The 19,084-nt window shown below is 75.0% G+C and carries 20 protein-coding genes; 12 read left to right on the top strand and 8 right to left on the bottom strand.

Going from position 1 to position 19,084, the window contains the following annotated elements; all coding sequences use genetic code 11:
* Positions 1–42 precede the first annotated feature (42 nt).
* The 5 genes from AB0B41_RS12740 to AB0B41_RS12760 all read left to right on the top strand — a co-directional run bounded on the left by AB0B41_RS12740 (position 43) and on the right by AB0B41_RS12760 (position 3,597).
* A complete protein-coding gene (locus AB0B41_RS12740) occupies positions 43–954 on the top strand; it encodes a permease (RefSeq protein WP_358202376.1) in 912 nt (303 codons plus the stop codon).
* Positions 951–1,760, top strand: a complete 810-nt coding sequence (locus AB0B41_RS12745; protein ID WP_358202216.1) for a TIGR03943 family protein — start codon at positions 951–953, stop codon at positions 1,758–1,760. Before AB0B41_RS12740 ends, AB0B41_RS12745 begins: the two co-directional genes overlap by 4 nt.
* 79 nt (positions 1,761–1,839) lie before the next feature.
* Positions 1,840–2,661: a DUF1707 domain-containing protein gene (locus tag AB0B41_RS12750; RefSeq protein WP_358202218.1), complete on the top strand. Its 822-nt coding sequence runs from the start codon at positions 1,840–1,842 to the stop codon at positions 2,659–2,661.
* A 95-nt stretch (positions 2,662–2,756) separates the two neighbouring features.
* Positions 2,757–3,143: a metalloregulator ArsR/SmtB family transcription factor gene (locus AB0B41_RS12755; protein WP_358202220.1), complete on the top strand. Its 387-nt coding sequence runs from the start codon at positions 2,757–2,759 to the stop codon at positions 3,141–3,143.
* Positions 3,130–3,597, top strand: coding sequence for an SRPBCC family protein (locus AB0B41_RS12760; RefSeq protein WP_358202223.1), 468 nt, complete (start codon positions 3,130–3,132; stop codon positions 3,595–3,597). The genes AB0B41_RS12755 and AB0B41_RS12760 overlap by 14 nt, the downstream gene beginning before the upstream one ends.
* Here AB0B41_RS12760 and AB0B41_RS12765 read toward each other — a convergent pair.
* Complete coding sequence (locus AB0B41_RS12765; RefSeq protein WP_358202225.1) at positions 3,582–3,848, bottom strand: hypothetical protein; 267 nt, start codon at positions 3,846–3,848, stop codon at positions 3,582–3,584. The genes AB0B41_RS12760 and AB0B41_RS12765 overlap by 16 nt on opposite strands.
* 128 nt (positions 3,849–3,976) lie before the next feature.
* Here AB0B41_RS12765 and AB0B41_RS12770 point away from each other — a divergent pair, with 128 nt between their 5' ends.
* On the top strand, positions 3,977–4,849 hold the full coding sequence (locus AB0B41_RS12770; protein ID WP_358202228.1) for an NAD(P)H-binding protein: 873 nt from the start codon (positions 3,977–3,979) through the stop codon (positions 4,847–4,849).
* Between the two features lie 10 nt (positions 4,850–4,859).
* Here AB0B41_RS12770 and AB0B41_RS12775 read toward each other — a convergent pair whose 3' ends face one another.
* From AB0B41_RS12775 to AB0B41_RS12785, 3 genes are all read right to left on the bottom strand, one after another.
* A complete protein-coding gene (locus AB0B41_RS12775; RefSeq protein WP_358202230.1) occupies positions 4,860–6,413 on the bottom strand; it encodes an AMP-binding protein in 1,554 nt (517 codons plus the stop codon).
* Between the two features lie 14 nt (positions 6,414–6,427).
* On the bottom strand, positions 6,428–7,792 hold the full coding sequence (locus AB0B41_RS12780) for an MFS transporter (protein WP_358202232.1): 1,365 nt from the start codon (positions 7,790–7,792) through the stop codon (positions 6,428–6,430).
* Between the two features lie 225 nt (positions 7,793–8,017).
* Complete coding sequence (locus tag AB0B41_RS12785; RefSeq protein WP_358202235.1) at positions 8,018–8,644, bottom strand: helix-turn-helix domain-containing protein; 627 nt, start codon at positions 8,642–8,644, stop codon at positions 8,018–8,020.
* A 116-nt stretch (positions 8,645–8,760) separates the two neighbouring features.
* On the opposite strand from AB0B41_RS12785, the gene AB0B41_RS12790 reads away from it, so the two are divergent.
* Complete coding sequence (locus AB0B41_RS12790; protein ID WP_358202237.1) at positions 8,761–9,102, top strand: MmcQ/YjbR family DNA-binding protein; 342 nt, start codon at positions 8,761–8,763, stop codon at positions 9,100–9,102.
* 4 nt (positions 9,103–9,106) lie between these two features.
* Here AB0B41_RS12790 and AB0B41_RS12795 read toward each other — a convergent pair whose 3' ends face one another.
* The 3 genes from AB0B41_RS12795 to AB0B41_RS12805 form a co-directional block, all read right to left on the bottom strand.
* Positions 9,107–9,952 carry a class I SAM-dependent methyltransferase gene (locus AB0B41_RS12795; RefSeq protein ID WP_358202239.1) on the bottom strand — a complete coding sequence of 282 codons (846 nt, stop codon included), beginning with the start codon at positions 9,950–9,952 and terminating at the stop codon, positions 9,107–9,109.
* Between the two features lie 127 nt (positions 9,953–10,079).
* Positions 10,080–13,313 (bottom strand): carboxyl transferase domain-containing protein, encoded by a 3,234-nt coding sequence (locus tag AB0B41_RS12800; protein WP_358202242.1) that lies wholly within the window; start codon positions 13,311–13,313, stop codon positions 10,080–10,082.
* A gap of 113 nt (positions 13,314–13,426) precedes the next feature.
* Positions 13,427–14,656 (bottom strand): oxygenase MpaB family protein, encoded by a 1,230-nt coding sequence (locus AB0B41_RS12805; RefSeq protein WP_358202244.1) that lies wholly within the window; start codon positions 14,654–14,656, stop codon positions 13,427–13,429.
* Between the two features lie 58 nt (positions 14,657–14,714).
* Between AB0B41_RS12805 and AB0B41_RS12810 the strand changes: the two genes are divergently transcribed.
* The 5 genes from AB0B41_RS12810 (at position 14,715) to AB0B41_RS12830 (ending at position 17,540) form a co-directional block, all read left to right on the top strand.
* On the top strand, positions 14,715–15,335 hold the full coding sequence (locus AB0B41_RS12810; RefSeq protein WP_358202246.1) for a TetR/AcrR family transcriptional regulator: 621 nt from the start codon (positions 14,715–14,717) through the stop codon (positions 15,333–15,335).
* Between the two features lie 118 nt (positions 15,336–15,453).
* Entirely contained in the window at positions 15,454–15,912 is a 459-nt protein-coding gene (locus tag AB0B41_RS12815) for a DUF6191 domain-containing protein (protein ID WP_358202249.1), read from the top strand.
* A 263-nt stretch (positions 15,913–16,175) separates the two neighbouring features.
* Positions 16,176–16,325: a hypothetical protein gene (locus AB0B41_RS12820; RefSeq protein WP_358202251.1), complete on the top strand. Its 150-nt coding sequence runs from the start codon at positions 16,176–16,178 to the stop codon at positions 16,323–16,325.
* A 142-nt stretch (positions 16,326–16,467) separates the two neighbouring features.
* Positions 16,468–17,067, top strand: a complete 600-nt coding sequence (locus tag AB0B41_RS12825) for a hypothetical protein (protein WP_358202253.1) — start codon at positions 16,468–16,470, stop codon at positions 17,065–17,067.
* 164 nt (positions 17,068–17,231) lie between these two features.
* A complete protein-coding gene (locus tag AB0B41_RS12830; protein ID WP_358202255.1) occupies positions 17,232–17,540 on the top strand; it encodes a YciI family protein in 309 nt (102 codons plus the stop codon).
* Between the two features lie 54 nt (positions 17,541–17,594).
* On the opposite strand, the gene AB0B41_RS12835 is transcribed toward AB0B41_RS12830, so the two are convergent.
* Entirely contained in the window at positions 17,595–19,004 is a 1,410-nt protein-coding gene (locus AB0B41_RS12835; protein ID WP_358202257.1) for an MFS transporter, read from the bottom strand.
* Positions 19,005–19,084 lie beyond the last annotated feature (80 nt).

A 19,084-nucleotide genomic window follows, 5' to 3' on the forward strand; every position in this document is an offset into this window, starting at 1 on the left:
CCGCCCCCGCCGGTGGTGCCGATCGTCCTGCTCGGCGTGACGGTGGCGGCGCTGGTCGGGCGGTACGCCTTCGAGCTCGTCCTCGGCACCAACGAGGCCGTGCAGACCTGGTCGACGGTGTTCGTGGCGATCGTGCTGCAGGCCGTGCCGTTCCTGGTGCTGGGCGTGGTGCTGTCGGCGGCGATCTCGGCCTTCGTGCCGGAGGGCGCGCTCGCCCGGGTGCTGCCGCGCCGGCCGGCCGCCGCGGTGCCGGTCGCCGGGGTCGCCGGCGGCGTGCTGCCCGGGTGCGAGTGCGCGTCCGTCCCGGTGGCGGGGCGGATGATGGCCGGCGGGGTGGCCGCGCCGGCGGCCCTGGCCTTCCTGCTCTCGGCCCCGGCGATCAACCCGATCGTCCTGGTGGCGACGGCCGTCGCCTTCCCGCAGAACCCGGAGATGGTGGTGGCGCGGGCCGTCGGCTCGCTCGCGGTGGCCCTGGTGATGGGGTGGTTGTGGTCGGCGCTGGGCCGGCCGGAGTGGCTGCGCCCGCCGCGGCCCGCGCACCGCGAGGGCGGCACCCGCGGGGAGCGGTTCCGCACCACCCTGCAGCACGACTTCCTGCACGCGGGCGGTTTCCTCGCCGTCGGCGCGCTGGCCGCCGCGACCCTCAACGTCGTCGTCGACCCGGCCTGGACCACGGGGATCGGCGGGGTCCCCGTCGTCTCGCTGCTGGTGCTGGCCCTGCTCGCCGTGGTCCTGTGCGTGTGCTCGGAGGCCGACGCCTTCGTGGTCGCCGGGCTGTCCGGGTTCTCCCTCACCGCGAAGCTCGCGTTCCTCGTCGTCGGGCCGGTGGTCGACCTCAAGCTGGTGGCGATGCAGGCGGGCACCTTCGGCCGCCGGTTCGCCCAGCGCTTCGCGCCCGCGACCTTCGTGGTCGCGGTCGTGGTGAGCGCCGTCGTCGGCGGGATCCTGCTGTGAACCGCCTCGTGGGGCCGATCCTGCTGTTCGTGCTCGGCGCGGTGGCGGTGCAGTTGGTCGCCTTCGGCAACCACGTCGACTACGTCCGCCCCGGGCACGGACCGCTGCTCGCGATCGCGGGCGGGCTGCTGATGGCGGCCGGGCTGTGGGGTGTCCTCGCCGGCCTGCGGGCCGGCCCCGGTGGGTCGGCGCAGGAGTCCGCGGGGGCCGCGCGGCTGGCCCGGGCACGGGTGCACACCCGGGGCCCGCTCGCCGCGGACCGCGAGACGCTCGAGCGGCTCCGCGCCGACGAGCAGGCCGAAGGGCACGACCACTCCCGGGTCCCGGGCGTCGGCTGGCTGCTGGTGCTGCCGGTGTTCCTCGTGCTGCTCGTGCCGCCGCCCGCGCTGGGCGCCTTCGCCGCGGACCGTGCCGGCGCCGAGGTGCCGCGCCCGGCGGCGGTGGCCACCGAGGCCCTCGCGGGACCCGACCCGGTCCCGGTCGAGCTGCACGACTACGCCGAGCGCGCCGCATGGGACGACGGCCGGACGCTGGCCGGCCACACCGTCGTGCTCACCGGGTTCGTGACGCCGCGCGAGGAGGGCGGCTGGTACCTGAGCCGGATGGTGATCAGCTGCTGCGCCGCCGACGCCCGCAGCTACCTCGTCGAGACGGCCGGCGCCCCCGCGGACCGGGTGCCCGCCCGGAACTCCTGGCAGCAGGTCACGGGCACCTACACCCCGGGCGACGGCACGCACACCGCGCGGATCACCGCGCTGGAGGTCCGGCCCGTCGCCGCCCCGCAGGATCCCTACGAGCTGCCCTGACCGGCACTGACCAGCACTGACCAGCGCCGATCGGTGGGCCCGGTCCGGTGCGGTGTGACCCCGGTCCTACGATCCGGCCGTGTCCTCCCTCCGCACCCGGGCCCGCGACGCCGACCGGAACGCGCTGTGCAACGCCCTCGACACCGCCTACGCGGAGGGGCAGATGGACGGGGGCGAGCACCGCGAGCGCACCGCCACCGCGCTCCGGGCCACCACCCTCGGCGAGCTGAAGGCGCTGGTCGCGGACCTGCAGCTGGAGCGCCCGATCGCGTTGCTGCCGCCGGACCGGCCGCAGCGCTCCCGCGGGACGCGCTGGGCCGGCGTGCTGGTCGCGCTGGCGCTGCTCGGCGTCGGGTTCGGGGTCGGGCACGCCGTGGCGCGGTCGAGCGCCCCGGCCACGGTCGCGGCCGGGGAGACCGTCGCGGCGGGGCGTCAGGTCGCCCCGGTCGTCGTCACCCCGGCCGGGCTGCACACCCCGGAGGGCTTCGGCCGCCTCGTCGACGACCTCCGCTCCCGGCTGGGCTCCGCGGTCGTCGCCGACGCGACGATCTACCCGGACTACGCCGTGCTGACCGTGCCCGTCGAGGGCTCGCCGGGCCGCGCGCAGTCCTACACCTACCGCGGCGGCCTCGACGGGCCCAGCCCGGCGGGCACCCGGGACGCCGACCAGCCCGTCGTCGACCTCGCGACGATCGACGCCGCGACCGCGCTCGGCCTGGTGGCCGGGGCGCCGGAGAGCCTGAAGGTGGCCGACCCGACCAGCCGCTACCTGATCATCGACGACGAGGGCGCCGGCCCGCGGCTCGCCGTCTACGCGTCGAACGAGTACGGCGAGACGGGCTACCTCGAGGCCCGCCCGGACGGCTCGATCGTCGCGGTCCACCCGCACGAGGCACGCTGAGCCGTCCCGGACCCGGGTCCGGACGCCCGCCCGACCGACGACGGTCTCGTTCGCGCGGATGTGTGCACTTGCCAGTTAAGTACGTCTGCGGTTACATGTCGCCCGTGGACGCGTTCTCGGTGCTGGCCGACCCCCTGCGCCGGCAGGTCGTCGAGCTCCTCGCCGAGGGGCCGGTCACGGCGGGCGACATCGCCGTCCGGTTCCCCATCACGCGGCCGGCGGTGAGCCGGCACCTGCGGGTCCTGCGGGAGTCGGGGCTCGTCGAGTCCGCGGTGCGGGGCCAGCACCGCGTCTACACGCTCCGCCGCGCGGGGCTCGCCGAGCTGGACGCCTGGCTCGACCGGTTCCGCCCGCTGACCGCGGACGACGCCGCGGCGGCCGGTCCCGCCGCGCGGCTCGACGCCCTCGACACCGAACTCCACCGCGGCCGTCGCGCCCGGCGCGCCGCCGACCCGACGGGAGAGCACCGTGGCACTGCCTGACCCCGACGACCGCCGCACCCTGACCCTGCGCCGCACCTATCCCGACCCGGTCGAGGAGGTGTGGGCGGCGTTCACCGACTCCGCCCGGCTGGCCCGCTGGTTCGGCTCCTACACCGGCACCGGCCGCCCCGGCGGCACCGTGGAGCTCACGATCACCGGCGAGGTCGACGCGGGCGGCGCGGTGACCGAGCCCGTCACGGTCACCATCCACGAGTGCGCCGCGCCGCACCGGCTCGTCGTCGAGGTCCCCGAGGGGCCGGAGGGCCGGTCGTGGGTCATCGAGGTCGGCCTCGCCCCGGCCGGCGGGGGCACCGACCTGGTCTTCACCCAGCGGCTGGTCCCGGGGCTCGACCCGACGGACGTCGAGGCGGGCTGGAACTGGTACCTCGACCGGCTCGAGGCCTCCCTGCACGGCACCGGGATGCCGGACTGGAGCGCCTACGCCCCCGGCTGATGCTCGTCGACCGGGCGGACCGGCAGGGCGAGGATCTCGTCGGCGAGGCGCGGCACCAGCGCCTCCCGGCCGAAGCGGTGCCCGAACTCGGCGTAGGCGACCAGCTCGCGATGGAGGAGCTCGCCGACGCAGCCGGGGTAGAGCCGGCGCGCGTGGTGGGCCGCGGCCCGGAAACGGCACCGGTCGTGCTGCGGGATGTCCGGGGCGGTTCCGTCGAGCCCGGCCGTCCCGGTGACCAGGCGGATCGTCATGGAGGAACTGTGCGCGTCCGGACGGGTCCCGCGCGACGGGGAGAACTACGTACACGAAAGGCGCGAACGGACGTATCCGGCGGGCGTCCCTGACCGCTCCTGTCATGGTTGGGGCGTAGGCAGGGGTCATGAGCGAACGGATCGTCGTCACCGCCCCCACCGGTCACGTCGGGAGCCGGGTCGTGCAGCTGCTGCTGCAGGCCGGGGCCCGGCCGACCCTGCTGGTCCGCGACCCGGGACGGCTCGATCCGGCCGTGCGCGCCGCCGCCGACGTCCGGCAGGGGGACCTCACCGATCCCGGCTTCGTCCGGGAGGCCGCGGCGGGGGCGGAGGCCGCGTTCTGGCTCGACGTCACCCCGCACACCGCGGACGACCCGGTGCAGGAGTCCGCCGCGCTCGGCGAGGTGTTCGCGGCCGCGGCGCGCGAGGTCGGCCGGAACGTGTTCCTGAGCAGCGGCGGCGCCGAGCTGCGGTGCGGCGCCGGGCACATCGACGGGCTCGGGCGCGTCGAGGAGCTGCTCGACACGACCGGTGCCGCGGTGACCCACCTGCGCTGCGGCTACTTCTGCACGAACCTCCTCGCCGACCTCGACGGGCTGCGGCAGGGCGTCCTCGCCGCCGCCCGCGCCCCGGAGGAGCCGATGGCGTGGGTGGACCCGCGCGACATCGGGGAGGTCGCCGCGGCACGGCTGCTCGCGCGGGACTGGTCGGGCCGGGTCGTCCAGGGCGTGCACGGCCCCGAGGACCTCACGTACTCGCAGGTCGCGGCCATCCTCACCGCGGTCCTCGACCGGCCCGTCACCTACCACCGCCTCTCCGACGACGACGTCCGCGCCGCCCTCCGCGCGGCCGGCCTCGGCGAGGGTGCGGTCGAGGGGATCGTCGGCATGACGGCCGGGACGCGGGGCCTCCGGCCCGACCCGCCCCGCACCGCGCTCACCACCACCCCCACCACCCTCGGCGAGTGGGCGCACCGCGTCCTGCGGCCACTGATGGAGTGAGGTCGGCCCGTCAACCCGCCGGACGGGCGGCGTAGCGCTCCTTCAGCTCGCGCTTGAACAGCTTGCCCGTGGCCTGGCGCGGAAGCCGGTCGGCGAAGTCCAGGGCACGCGGGCACTTGTAGGTCGAGAGCTGCTGCCGGCACCAGGCGAGCAGCTCTTCGGCGAGCTGCGGGCCGGGAACCCGCCCCGGCTGCACCTGGACGACGGCGTGGACGACCTCCCCCAGCTCGTCGTGCGGAATGCCGAACACGGCGGCGTCGGCCACGTCCGGGTGGCCGACCAGGACGTTCTCCGCCTCCTGCGGGTAGATGTTCACGCCGCCGGACAGCACCAGGTCGGACCGGCGGTCGGCGAGGAAGAGGTAGCCCTCCCGGTCGACGTGGCCGAGGTCGCCGACCGTGGTCCAGCCCCGCTCGTTGCGCGAGCCCGCGGTCCTGTCCGGGTCGTTCAGGTACTCGAACTCCAGACCGCCCTCGGACCAGATCGTGCCGACCTCGCCGGGCGGCAGTTCCGTCCCGTCGTCGTCGAGGACGTGCGGCCGCCCGACCAGCGCACGTCCGACGGAGCCCGGGTGGGTGAGCCACTCCTCGGAGTCGATCGCGGTGAACAGGTAGTTCTCGGTCGACGAGTAGTACTCGTGCACGATCGGCCCGAGCCAGTCGATCAGCGCCCGCTTGGTCTCGGCCGGACACGGGGCCGCCGCGTGCACGACGACCTGCAGCGACGACAGGTCCCGCGCCGCCCGGACCTCCGGCGGCAGCTTGAGGATCCGGATCAGCATCGTCGGCACCATCTGGGTGTGGGTCACCCGGTGACGCTCCACGAGCTCGAGCGCGGTCGCGGCGTCGAACCTCTCCATGATCACGACCGTGCCGCCGTACCGGTGCACCGTCATGCAGAACCGCAGCGGCGCGGCGTGGTAGAGCGGGGCGGGCGAGAGGTAGACCGCCTTCTCGTCGAGACCCCAGCGCTCGTGCAGCAGGGTGGCGACACCCGGAGGGGTGCCCAGCGGGGCCAGCGGCAGGGCCGCGGCGACCCCCTTCGGCCGGCCCGTCGTGCCCGAGGAGTAGAGCAGGTCGACGCCCTCCCGTTCGTCGAGGACGACCGGTGGAGCGGCGGCGACCGCCGACGCCAGCTCCTCGAAACCCTCCTCCGCCGGACCCGTGGTGAGCCGGAGCCCGACCTCGGGCGCCTCGCGCAGCGCCGCCGCCGCCCGCTCGGTGTACATCGGGCTGACGACGAGCGCACGGGCACCGGAGTCGCGGAGGATGTAGGCCGCCTCCGCCGGCTCGAGCCGGACCGGCAGCCCGACGTACCGCAGGCCGCTCCGCTGCGCCGCCCAGGCCACCGGCAGGTAGTCCGCGGTGTTCTCCATCAGGATCGCGACACAGTCGCCGTGCCGTAGCCCGCGCGACCGGAGCAGTGCGGCGATCGCCCGGGACGAGTCGACCAGCTCGCCGTAGGTCACGACCCGACCGGTGTCGGCCATGACGTACGCCGGGCGCCCGGGATCGGTCCGCGCGGTCGCGTCGGGGAAGGGTGTGTCCGAGGTGGATGTCTGCACGGGGGCCTCCGGCCTCAGCGGGCGGCGGTCGCCTCGGCGCCGGTGGCGGCGGCCGGGACGGCGGTGGAGTGGTAGCGCCGGCGGCTGATGAGCTGCAGGCACAGCAGCGCGGCGGCGGCGAGCACGACGATCAGCACGCCGACCCGCCAGGCGTTGGCGGGATCGCCGTTGATCAGCGCGACGGTGACGAACGGCGCGAAACCGCCCACGATCGCGGAGATCTGGTAGCCGAGCGAGGCCCCGGAGAAGCGGATCTCCGGCGGGAAGAGCTCGGCGAAGAGCGTGCCCTGGGTGCCCGTCTGCAGCGCCATCGCGACGACGGCGCCCACCACGGCCACCGCGAACGGCCAGATCCGGTCGGGCCCCGACGAGGCGATCAGCAGCCACATCGGCACGGCCCACACCAGCATCGCGGCCGAGCCGAGGCCGAAGACGAGCTTGCGGCCGATCCGGTCCGACAACCAGCCGAAGAACGGCACGAGCGGGATCATCACCACGCAGGCGATCAGGATCCAGGTCAGCACGGTGGACCGGGCCACGCCGAGATAGGTCGTCACGAGCTGCACCGAGCCGGTGATCGTGGCGTAGAAGAACACGATACCGACGGTGTTCGCGCCGGCGGCGGTCAGGATCGCGCCCGGGTTGCGGCGCAGGACCTCGAACAACGGCGAGCGGCGCACCTGGGGGGTCGCGGCCCTCGCGGCGGCCGCCCGGAACTCCGGCGTCTCCTCCAGGTAGCGGTGGATGGCGAAGGCGATCGGCAGCATGACCAGGCTGACCCAGAACGGGATCCGCCACACCCAGGTGACGAACGCCTCGGGGGACGCGAAGGCGGTGGCGAGCAGGAACGCGACGTTGCCGAGCACGACCCCGATCGGGACGCCGAGCTGGGCGAAGCTGCCGTAGTAGCCACGCAGGTGCGCGGGCGCGTTCTCGGTCGCGACCAGGACCGCCCCGCCCCACTGTGCGCCGACGGCCAGGCCCTGACAGATCCGCAGCGTCACGAGGATGGTCGGCGCGAGCCACACCGCCTGCGTGGACGGCACGAACCCGATCAGGGAGGTGGCGACGGCCATCAGGACGAGCGCACCGACCAGCACCGGCTTGCGCCCGTACTTGTCGCCGAGCTGACCTGCGACGATGCCGCCGATCGGGCGGGCGATGAAGCCGACCGCCACGGTGGCGAACGAGTTCAGCGCGGAGACCACCGCACTGTCCGTCGCGAAGAAGGTCGTGTTGAACACCAGCGCGGCCGCGGTGGAGTAGATGAAGAAGTCGTACCACTCGAGGGAGGTCGAGAGGGCCGCGGCCACGGACGCCCGGGCGGAACGGCGGGGCGGCGCGGCCTCGGGGCGGGCCGCGTCGGCTTCTGACTGCATTGTCGTCTCCAGGGTGCAGACCGCGGCCGAAGGCGCGAGGTCGGTCAACTCTGACTGATGGGGTGCCCACAGGCCCGTGCCGACGTCTCGGTGGGCCACCCCGTCACGGTCGATCGACCGGGATTCGCAGGTCGGGCGCTGACCTGCCGGGGCGCGGCGCGACAGAGGCTACGACGACGATCGGCCGACAGTCAATGCTGACTGCCGCGCGGTTTCTCCGAAGGGTCAGATCTCGAGGAGCACCCGCGCGACGTCCGTCCAGTGCGCGAGGTGCGGGTCACGCCGGGGGTCGCGGTGGTCGAACGAGTAGGTCAGCGCCGCACCCCGCATGCTGGTCACCAGCATCTCCCGGAGCTGGGGGTAGCGGGGGTGCCCGGCGAGCTCCGGACCCCACATCCGGTCCACCCCGGCCCGGATCACCCCGCCGAGGCGCCGCTCGGCCGGGAGCAGCGCGGCGGCGATCCGGTCGTTCGTCCGGGCGGCGGTCCAGATCTCCATCGCCGCCCAGAAGTGCGGCTCGTGGAAGGTCAGCCACATGAACTCGACGACCTGCGCGACCCGGACCGACCCCGGGACGTCGGCGGTCAGGTGGGTGTCGATGCGTTCGACGGTCTCCCGGATCCGCTCGTCGGCCAGGTACTCGGCGGCCGCGAGCAACAGCGCCTCACGGGAGGGGAACCAGTGCAGCAGCCGACCCCGCGAGATTCCCGCCCTGGCCTGGATCCGCAGCGTGGTGGCGGCGCTGAAGCCCTCCTCGACCAGGCACGCGACCGCCGCGTCCAGGATGCGGGTCCTGCTGTCGACCGCCGGCGGCGACGGTGCCGCCCGGTCGACGTCCGAGGTGGGCGTCACACCTGCAGCGTAGGCGAGGGGCACCGAGCAGTCACGCCTGACGGTCCGCGTGCACCCACGTGTGTCCGTTCCGTCGGTACCCCTCGCTACGCTCCCGGGCGTGATCGGGAGGGGCGGTGGCTGACGCGGAGGACGTGCGGCGGCTGGCGCTGTCCCTGGAGGGCGTCGAGGAGATCGACAGCGAAGGGTTCGACTTCCGCGTGCACGGGCGCGGGTTCGTCTGGTCCTACCCGGAGCGGGTGCCGGGGCAGCGGCGGGTGATCCGCACGGACGTCGCGGTGCTGTACGTGGGCGACGAGGCGGAGAAGCAGGCGCTGCTGCTCGGGGAGCCGGACCTGTTCTTCACCACGCCGAGCTACGACGGGCTGCCGCTGGTGATGGTGCGGCTGGAGAAGGTCGATCCGGACCGGCTGACCGAGCTGGTCGTCGACGCCTGGCGGATGCGCACGGAATCGTGACGCCTCAGGGCCGGGCGAACTCCCAGACCACCACACCGGGCAGGCCCACGAACGCGGCCCGCGTCGCCTCCGGCACGAGCTCGACGGTCGGGGTCACGGCGGCCTCGGGCGTGAGCACCGGCTCCTCGGCGCCGCACACGACCAGCCCCGCCGCCAGCGCGGCCCGCGCGTAGTCGGTGACCCGGTGCCGGTGCAGCCGCATGTAGGCACGGCCCGCGTCGCTCGGGAACTGCGCCTGCCAGCCGAGCTGCACGAGAAACGGATGGACGTCGCTGATCAGGATGCGCCCGCCCGGCCGGACCACCCGCGCCAGCTCCGCGACCGCCGGCTCCAGGTCGGGCACGTGGACCAGGGCCAACGCGCACACGGCCGTGTCGACCGACGCGTCGGGCAGGGGCAGGTCCGTGAGCGTGCCCTCGAGGAACCGTCCGCCGGGGATCTTCGCCCGCGCCCGCTCCAGCATGTCCGGGGACTGGTCGACGCCGACCACGGCGTGCCCCCGCTCCGCCAGCCGCACGGCGTGGCGCCCGGTCCCGCACGCGGCGTCGAGCACCTCACCGGTGGGCCAGGCGTCGAACCGGCGCCGCATCGGCGGCTCCTCGATGGAGAACAGCCGCAGCGGGCCGTCGTAGCTCGGCGCCCACCTCGCGTACCCCTCGCGCAGGTCGAGCTCCACCCCCAGCGGCCCCTGCAGCGACGGGTCCCGCTCCAGCCGGCCGAGCACGTCCCGGGTCTCCGCCATCCGCGTCGCCCGGGCCGTGGCCGCGTCGGTGCCGTCGGCGTGGAGCAGCCGCAGCAGCGCGAGGCCCTCCACACCCACCGTCAACTCGCCCAGCGTCGGGTCGGTCACGCGCCCACGCTACCGAGCGGGCGCAAGGGGCCCAGGGCTCAGAACACCGTGCCCGCGTCCCGGGCGACGAGCGCGGTGTGGCGATCCACCACGCCTGCTCACGGAGCGCGATCATGAAGCTCCCGGGTCACCAGGTGTCGATGTTCGGCCGCACCTTCTCCGGCTGCGGCCCGACCTTCCGCTCCGGGAACGAGGAGACGATCCAGCGGCGGGTGTCGGCGGGGTCGATGACGTCGTCGATCTCGAAGACGGCGGCCACCGACAGCGCCTTGCCCTTCTCGTACTCGGCGGCGACGTACTTGCGGAACAGCTCCTCGCGCTCGGCCGGGTCGGCGACGGCCTCCAGCTCCTTGCGGTAGCCGAGCCGGACCGCACCCTCCAGGCCCATCCCGCCGAACTCGCCCGTCGGCCACGCCACCGCGAACGCCGGGGCCTTCAGCGAGCCGCCCATCATCGCCTGGGCACCGAGGCCGTAGCACTTGCGCGTGACCACGAGCCCGATCGGCACGGACAGGTTGGCGCCGACGGAGAACATGCGGCTGAAGTGCCGCACGGTCGCGTGCGTCTCGGACTCGGGGCCGACCATGAAGCCGGGGGTGTCGCACAGGGACACCACGGGCAGCCCGAAGGCGTCGCAGAGCTGCAGGAAGCGGGCCGCCTTGTCCGCGCCGTCGTGGTCGATCGCGCCGCCGAGGTGGGTGGGGTCGTTGGCGATCAGCCCCATCGGCCGGCCCTCGACGCGGATCAGGGCCGTGATCATCCCGGGCGCGAAGCCGCGGCGCAGCTCCAGCACCGAGTCCTCGTCGGCCAGGCCCTCGATCGCCGCCCGCATGTCGTAGACCCGCACCCGGTTCTCGGGGACGACGTGCCGCAGCGCCCGCTGGTCCGGCGCCTCCCACTCGCGCACCGGCCCCTGGAAGTACGACAGGTACTGCCGGGCGACGCGGGTGGCCTCGGCCTCGTCGGGCACCAGGACGTCGACCACGCCGTTGGGGACCTGCACGGACATCGGCCCGACGGCGTCGGGCGCGACCACGCCCAGCCCGCCGCCCTCGATCATCGCGGGCCCGCCCATGCCGAGGCTCGTGCCCTCGACGGCGATGATCACGTCGCACAGCCCGGCCAGCGCGGCGTTGCCGGCGAAGCACCGGCCCGCGACCACGCCGACGAGGGGCACCCGGGCGGAGAGCCGCGCGAAGAGCTGGAAGGCCGGGACGTCGAGCATGGAGGCCCAGCTGCCGTCCGTGTCGCCCGGCCGGCCCCCGCCGCCCTCGGCGTAGACGACCAGGGGCCAGCGCCGCCGCTCGGCGAGCTCGAAGACGCGGTCCTTCTTCTTGTGGTTGGTGTGGCCCTGGGTGCCGGCGAGCACGGTGTAGTCGTAGGACAGCACCACCGCGTTGGCGTTCTCCTCGCCGACGAGGTCGCGGTTGATCGTCGCGGTGCCGGCGAGCATGCCGTCCGCGGGCGTGCGCTCGATGAGGTCGTCGAGGGACCGGCGCAGGCGCTGCGCGGCGATGGCCAGCGGCCCGTACTCGACGAAGCTGCCCTCGTCGCACAGGTCCGCGAGGTTCTCCCGCGCGGTCCGCAGCCCGGTGCGGTGCCGCTTCTCCACGGCCGCCCCGCGGTGCTCGTCGAGCCCGAGGGCGTGCCGCTCACGCACCTCGGCGAGGTCCGGGCGGACGTGGTCGAGGTCGACGACGGCCGCGGCCTCCGCCTCCTCGGCCGCCGCCGCGTCCGTGGTGAAGGCGAGCAGGGCGTCCCCGGGGGCCACGGTGTCCCCGGCCTCCACGACGACGGCGCCGACCCGGCCGGCCGCCGGCGCGGCCACGACGTGCTCCATCTTCATCGACTCGACGACGACGAGCGTCCGGCCGGCCCGCACGAGCTCGCCCTCGGCGACCTCGACGGCCACGACGGTGCCGGGCGCCTCGACCCGCACCGCCTCCCCGTCGACCTCGCGGCGCTGCTCGGGCGCGGTGTCCGCCGCGGCGGTCTCGACGTACCGGTGCGGCCGGGTGGCGGCGAGGATCTCGGCGAGGTGGGTGTCGAGGAAGTCCGTGGTCAGCTCGCCGGCGGCGAAGGCGGGGTGCCCGACGATCCCGGCCAGGACGTCGACGTTCGTCTCGACGCCGCCGACGTGCACCTCGGAGAGCGCCCGGCGCGTGCGGGCCGCGGCGGTGCCGAAGTCGGCGGAGTGCACCACGAGCTTGGCGATCAGCGGGTCGTACCGGGGGCTCGTGCGGTAACCGGTGTGCCCGGCGGCGTCGACCCGGATCCCGCGCCCGGCGGGCAGCTCGAACGCGGTCAGCACACCGGCGGACGGTGTGGTGGTGCCGTCGGGGTTGGTGCGCTCGAGGGTGATCCGGGCCTGCAGCGCGGCGCCCCGCGGCTCCGGCGCCTCGTCCTGGGTCAGCCCCAGCTCGGCGAGCGTGGCGCCGGCCGCCAGCCGGATCTGGGTCTGCACGAGGTCGACGCCGGTGACCTCCTCGGTGATCGTGTGCTCGACCTGCAGGCGGGGGTTGACCTCGATGAACGCGATCCGGTCGCCGCCGACGAGGAACTCCACCGTGCCCAGGCCGGAGTAGGACACGGACTCGCCCAGCCGGACCGCCGCCGCGAGCAGCCGCGCGCGCACCTCCGGGTCGAGCCCGGGGCTCGGCGTCACCTCGACGATCTTCTGGTGCCGGCGCTGGATCGAGCAGTCCCGCTCTCCCAGCTGCGTGACCGCACCGGTGCCGTCGCCGAGGATCTGCACCTCGACGTGCCGGGCCCGGGTGAGCAGCTCCTCGACGTAGACGCGGTCGTCGCCGAACGCCGCGCCGGCCTCGGACGCGCAGCGGGCGAGGGCCTCGTCGAGCTGCGCGGGATCGGTCACGCGGCGCATCCCGCGGCCGCCACCGCCGGCGACCGCCTTCACCATGACGGCGCCGGTGTCCGCCAGCAGCGCCCGCGCGCCGTCCCGGTCCGCGGCGGCGAGCACCGGGAGCCCGGCGGCCTCGGCGAGGTCGCGGGCCCGCGTCTTGTCCCCCAGCGCCGCGAGGATCTCCGGCGAGGGCCCCACGAAGCGGATCCCCCGCTCCGCGCACGCCTGCGCGAACCGCGGGTTCTCGCTGAGGAACCCGTAGCCGGGGTGGATCGCGTCGGCGCCGGCCTCCTCCGCGGCCCGCAGGACGTCGACGTCCAGGTAGCCGGCCACACCCGCCCCCCGCAGGGCGACGGCCGCGTCGGCCTTCGCGACGTGCGGGGCGTCGGGCTCGTCGGTCGTGTGCACCGCGACGGACGGCAGGCCGAGATCGGCGGCGGCCCGGGCGATCCGGACCGCGATCTCGCCGCGGTTGGCGATCAGGAGTCGGGTGAACACGCTGGTCGGGACCTCGGCCTTCGCTCGTCGGCGCGGTACCGGGCGACCCTGCCCGGTACCGCGTTCACGAGGCCGACTGTTATTGACGCTGGCGTCACTGTCAACGGCGGCGGTCAGAGCGGGAGCGGTCCGATCCGCGCCTCGGCGCCGGCGAAGCGGCGGCGCGACTCCCGCTGCGCAACCCGGTCACCGGTCCGTTCGAGCCAGCGCCGGCCCGGCCGGACGCGAGCGACCAGGGCGGACTCCACGAGGTTGGCGACGACGATCGGCGGGACCGCCCACGCGGCGGTCACGGGCAGCGCGAGGTCGTGCAGGCTCTCCCGGCCCAGGAACCACCGCAGCATGCTCAGCGTCCGCGCCCGCTCGTACCGGCCGCGCAGGGTGGCGAACCGGCCCTCGTGCCCGGTCAGCGTGCCGTCGACGAGGGCCGCCGCCAGCGCGGCGCCGGCGGGCGTGGGGCCACCCTGGGCCAGCAGCACGTGGCGGTTGAAGACGTTCTGCTCGCGTTCGGTGTCGAAGAGCCAGTCCTCGTCGACGCCGATCAACCAGCCCACGTACTTCCACAGGTGCATGACCGCCCGCGACTCCGCCCGGGACACCAACCGGCCGAGGGCGCGGACGCCGAGGAGCACGGTGCTGCTGAACAGGCCGAGCGTCGCCGCCTGGTCGCTCTGGTTGACCGGCAGGCCGTACCGCGCGACGTCCCACCGGCCGTTGCGCTCGAACCGGTCGTTCACCAGGGCGTGCATGGCCCGCACGTGCACGGTCAGCCGCCATCCCTCGCCGTCGCGGCGCATCCCGCCGGGCGCGCACACGGCGTCGACCCAGGTCTGCGTCTCGCCGAGCCGCCGCTGCGCGGTCGACCCCGTGAGGCCCCCGGTCTCGACCAGCAGGTCCGCCGGCCCGACGAACCGGTAGCCCCCGATCAGCGAGAGCTGCAGCAGCACGTCGTCCCGGCTGCGGCCGAGCCGGCGGAAGGCCCGGGCACCACGCTCGACCAGCGCGGGGTCGACCCAGTCCGGCACCCGGTCCACGACCGCGAAGAACTCGCGCAGCGCAGCGGGCGCCTCCCCGACCGCGTCGATGCCGTCCCGCAGGGCCCGGTCGAGCTGCGCCATCGTCACGCGCTCGGGACCCTCGCGCGGCCGGCGCATCGCCGCGGCGAGCCGGGCGCCGAGCTCGTCCCGCGCGAACATCCGCCGCCCCAGCAGGTCGAGCAGCTCCTCGTCGACCGCGGCGCTGCGCGTGACCAGCCGCAACGGGCGGGCGATGCGGGCGTTGCGTTCCGGCGCGCTCGCGAACCGGGACGGATGCGGGCGGGCGCCCTCGGCCTGTGGGAGCATGCCGGCGATGCTGACACGAATAATTGCTCGCGTTCAATTCGCGTAGGGGCTGCCGACGATGACCGGACAGCAGCGGATGCGCCGCCGGCCGCGCCAGCCGCGGTCGCGCGAGATGGTCGAGCGCCTCGTCGCCGCCGGCCGGGACGTGCTGGTGGAGCGCGGGTACGACGCCGCGACCACCAACCACATCGCCGCGGCCGCCGGCGTCAGCCCGGGCTCGCTCTACCAGTACTTCCCCGACAAGACGGCGGTGCTCGCGGAGGTCCTCGACCGCTACTCCGCGGACCTGGTCGCTCGCGTCTCGCGCGCGTTCCTCCGCGCCCTCGGCGCGCCCACCCGCGAGGCCGTCCGGGCGACCGTGACCGCACTGCTCGACGCCTACGAGACGAACCCCGCGCTGCTGCGCGTGCTGGTCGAGCAGGTGCCGCGCACCCACGACAGCGCGCGGGCGACCTTCGCCCGCCGCATGGACGACATGCTCACCGCGGCGATCCTGTCCGACCCGGCGCGCGATCCGGCCCGGCCCGGCGAGGCGGCCGCGTGGATCCTGGTCCGGACCGTGGAGCACGTCAGCATCAGCTACGTCCTGGAGCGCCCGCCGCTCGACCGCGACACCGTCGTCGACGAGCTCACCGAGCTGATCACGGGATACCTGGACCGGGGCCGACGGAGCGCCTGACGCTCAGCGGTGCGGGCGCGACACCGCGCGCAGGTCCTCCGCCAGCAGCTCCGGCTGCTCCGGCGCCGCGGAGTGCCCGCAACCGGCGCAGGAACCCGGAGACGAGCCCACGCGGTGAATGGTCTGGTGGACGAGACCGAGAGCACCTGAGGTGACCCCTACTACTGCGCGTGAACGCTCCGGCCGGATCCTGGCCGCATCCGACCTTGCCGCGCGGGGTCGCCGGACTGGACGCTGGCCGGGTGGTCGCCGGTGCGCTCTTCGCGCTGACCCTGCCCGGGCTCGTCTGCCTCCTGGTCCTGCTGGTGGCGCTGGAGCGGTTCGGGCTCTGGGCCCGCGGTCGCAGCCTGCTGTTCTGGCGCCGGACCCGCGAGCGGTCCGGCCCGCAGTCGCTCCCGTTGTCCGGCACCGGCTTCGAGGAGGTGGACGCCTTCTTCACCGGGGCGAAGCGCGCCGAGCTGGAGGAACGTCACTCCCGGTCCCTGTGCGCGACGACGAGGCGGACGGCGCCCCGCCGCGCACCGCGGTCGACCTCGACGCCGGGATCGTGACCGTCGTCCGTCCGCCCCGCCGCTGATCGGGAACACGCGCGGAGCCCCGGGTCCCCCGTCCGATCGACGAGTCGGACGAACCAGTATCCGGGGCAGGACTCGCTCGTTGCACCGCCAGCGGGCAGCCGGCCTGCTGGATGCGTTCCTCACGGCATCGCCCTTCCGGGGCCGGCACCCGCGTCATCCCGTCGAGGGATGGTGGCGGTGACCCGTGATCACGGGCGGAGGCGCGCGCACCTCCTGCCCGTGATCGCCGCCCCGCCTACGCCACACCGGCGGCGCCGAGGTGGTGCCCCGCACCACGAGCTGCGGCGGGAGGGCGGTCCGGACCGCGATCGTCGAGCACGACCTGTACCCGGCCCCGCCCGGTGCCCCGCTGCCGATCGCCGCGCGCACCTGCCGCTACTACACGGAGCAGGGCCTGACCGGCGGCCGCTGAAGCGTGCCGTGCGGCGCCGGTCTCACCCCGGCCGGACGAGGCCGGCGGGGCGCGGTGCCGGCAGGGTGCCGCGCCTCACCGGGGCAGCCGAGCCTCGGACGGAGCACGGGAGGGGCCATGGCGGACCACCCTCGGAGCACGCGTGGCGGGGCACCGCGAGCGGGCGAGGACCGCCCTGCTCCAGAACGAGGGGCGCTGGCTGATGGGCCGGTTCGCGCCGCGGGAGCTGCTCGAGGGCATCGGCGACTATCTGCACCGGGCGGCCCCCGAGCGCGAGGAGGACCTGATGGCCGCGATCCGCGCCCGGGCCGAGGAGCTGGCCGAACAGGACGCGGACCTGCCGGTGGACGGGCCGTCGCGGGGGATGCTGGCGCTCAGCTCGGTGGTGCTGGCGGCCTTCGAGACCCTACTGCCCCTGTTCGACGGCGACCGGGTCCGGACGGTCCGCTACCTGCAGCGGGTGTTCGGGGCGATGCTGCGCCGCACCGTCGACGCAGCGTTCGGCGCGCTGGCCCGCCGCGAGGACCCGCTCGGAGCCGTCGACGACGCCTGCCGCGCCGACTTCGCGATGTACGGCGACTACTACGAGACCACCTTCGAGCGGACGGACGACACCTTCGAGACGTATCCGCCCTGCCCGAATCCGCTCTGCCCGTGGCCCCCCTGCGCGTACCCGGCCTGCGGCCCGGCGGTTCCGGACGGCGCGAACCGCTCCTTGAGCTTGTCGAACAGGCCCACCTGACTTCTCCTTCTCCACGGACCACGGCGCTCGGCACCCCACCGGACGAACCGGGCGAAACGGGCACGATCACTCAACGCCCGCGGTGCCGGTCCCTCGCCGGGATCACGCGGAGGCCGGGCGGTGATCGTCGTGGGAGGCGTCCGCCGCGTGCGAGGATCGGCGGCATGGCCACGACCTTCGCCGTCATCTACACGTACACCGACGACACCGAGCTGCGGGACGCCACCCGTCCCGCGCACCGCGACTACCTGCGCGAGTTCGTCGACAGCGGGTCCCTGCTCGTCGCCGGCGCCTGGGCGCCCGCGGAGGCCCCCGGCGGCCTGCTGATCTTCCGCGCCGAGGACAAGTCGGCGGTGCAGGCGATCGTGGACAAGGACCCCTTCACGACGGCGGGCGTGGTCTCCGCCGCCGACATCCGCGAGTGGGCCCCGCCGCTCGGCCCGGTGGCGGGCGCGCTCACCGGCCAGGCCTGACAGGCCCGGAGCGCGTGCCGGGTCTGTCCCGGCCCGGCACGCGGCCGGTGGATCTCAGCCCGGCACGCGCCGGGTGGCCGCGGGCCGGCAGGGCGGGGCGGTGGGCCCGCGGCGCAGCGGACGCGGCCGGCGGAGCCCGGCGGCCACCTCGCGCAACGGGCGCGGCGCGATCCCGCGGGCCGCGTCGAGCCGGCGGGCCTTGCGCCGCGTCGCGAGGATGCCCACGACCGCGAGCGCCCAGATCGGGTACTGCAGCAGCCAGGCGACCCGGAACGCCTCCGCGGTGAAGCCGCCGAGCGCGGTGAGCACGGCGCCGACCGCCGCGAGCAGCACCAGCGAGGCGCTGTAGCCGGCGATGTTGACCATGCCCTGGGCCACGGCGAGGTTACCGCGCGGGTTGGTGGTCCGCGCGATGTCGAACCCGACGACCGAACCCGGACCGCCGACGGCGAGCACCAGGATCAGCAGCACGAGCAGCCAGAACGGCGCCGGGCCCGGCAGCGCGAGCACGACCGTCCACACCGTGACCGTCGCGGCGATCACGCCGAGCAGCAGCCATGACCGGCGCATCGGGTGCCGCGCCGTCAGCATCCCGACGACCGGGCCCACGCAGACGGACGCGACCACCAGCAGCGTCATGAGCGCGCCCGCGGTCACGGCGTCGAGGCCCTGCGCGGACACCAGGTACGGCAGGCCCCAGAGCAGCGAGAACGTCATCATCGAGAACTGGGTGCCCAGGTGCCCGAAGAACCCGAGCCGGGTGCCGGGCCGCCGCCACACCGCGCGGACCTGGGCGAGCAGCTCCCGCGCCGGCACCGGGTCGGGGGCCGGGGCGCCGCCCGGGCCGTTGCGCACGACCGTGCCCGCGACCACCGCCGCGAGCACGCTCCCCGCGGCCGCGACCGCGAAGGCCGTGGACCAGCCGGTCGCGTGCAGCAGCAGGAGCAGCGGCAGCGTCGAGAGGATCTGACCGAGCTGCCCGACGATCGTGGTCACCTGGGTCAGCAGCGGGACCCGGCGGGCCGGGAACCAGCGCGGCACCAGCGCCATCACCGCGGCGAACACCAGGGCGTCGCCCGCCCCGACCGCGACGCGCGCGGTCGCCGCGGCCGGCACGGACCCGGCGAAGGCGAGGAGGGCCTGGCCGCCGCCCAGCATCAGCCCGCTGACGGCGAGGACGAGCCGGGGGCCGAACCGGTCGACGAGCAGGCCCGCCGGGATCTGTCCTGCGGCGTACACCCCGACCTGGAGCAGCACGAACAGCGACAGTTCGCTCGGCGAGATCCCGAAGCGGTCCGCCGCGTCGAGCCCCGCGGCCCCGAGCGACGTCCGCTGCGTCACGGCGAGGACGTACGCGAGCAGCGCCGCGATCCAGATGAGCCGAGCCCTGCCCCCTCCGCCTGCTGCGCGTCCCGCGGTCGTCCCGTCCACCGTGTCGTTCCGTCCACCCTCGGTGGCGCGCATCCGGCTCCCCTCGCTCGACTCGGCCCGCCTCATCTTGGCAACCGGTTGCCAGGAATTGCCAATCGCGTGCCAGACTCCGG

The sequence above is a fragment of the Pseudonocardia sp. NPDC049154 genome, assembly GCF_040648315.1.
Classification (GTDB): Bacteria; Actinomycetota; Actinomycetes; order Mycobacteriales; family Pseudonocardiaceae; genus Pseudonocardia.

Bases quoted from the DNA above. Each gene is read 5' to 3' on its own strand.
- AB0B41_RS12755 (WP_358202220.1), top strand. From the start codon at position 2,757: ATGTCGCCCGTGGACGCGTTCTCGGTGCTGGCCGACCCCCTGCGCCGG.
- AB0B41_RS12815 (WP_358202249.1), top strand. From the start codon at position 15,454: ATGGTCTGGTGGACGAGACCGAGAGCACCTGAGGTGACCCCTACTACT.
- AB0B41_RS12805 (WP_358202244.1), bottom strand. From the start codon at position 14,656: ATGCTCCCACAGGCCGAGGGCGCCCGCCCGCATCCGTCCCGGTTCGCG.
- AB0B41_RS12835 (WP_358202257.1), bottom strand. From the start codon at position 19,004: ATGCGCGCCACCGAGGGTGGACGGAACGACACGGTGGACGGGACGACC.
- AB0B41_RS12830 (WP_358202255.1), top strand. From the start codon at position 17,232: ATGGCCACGACCTTCGCCGTCATCTACACGTACACCGACGACACCGAG.
- AB0B41_RS12765 (WP_358202225.1), bottom strand. From the start codon at position 3,848: ATGACGATCCGCCTGGTCACCGGGACGGCCGGGCTCGACGGAACCGCC.
- AB0B41_RS12810 (WP_358202246.1), top strand. From the start codon at position 14,715: ATGACCGGACAGCAGCGGATGCGCCGCCGGCCGCGCCAGCCGCGGTCG.
- AB0B41_RS12780 (WP_358202232.1), bottom strand. From the start codon at position 7,792: ATGCAGTCAGAAGCCGACGCGGCCCGCCCCGAGGCCGCGCCGCCCCGC.
- AB0B41_RS12770 (WP_358202228.1), top strand. From the start codon at position 3,977: ATGAGCGAACGGATCGTCGTCACCGCCCCCACCGGTCACGTCGGGAGC.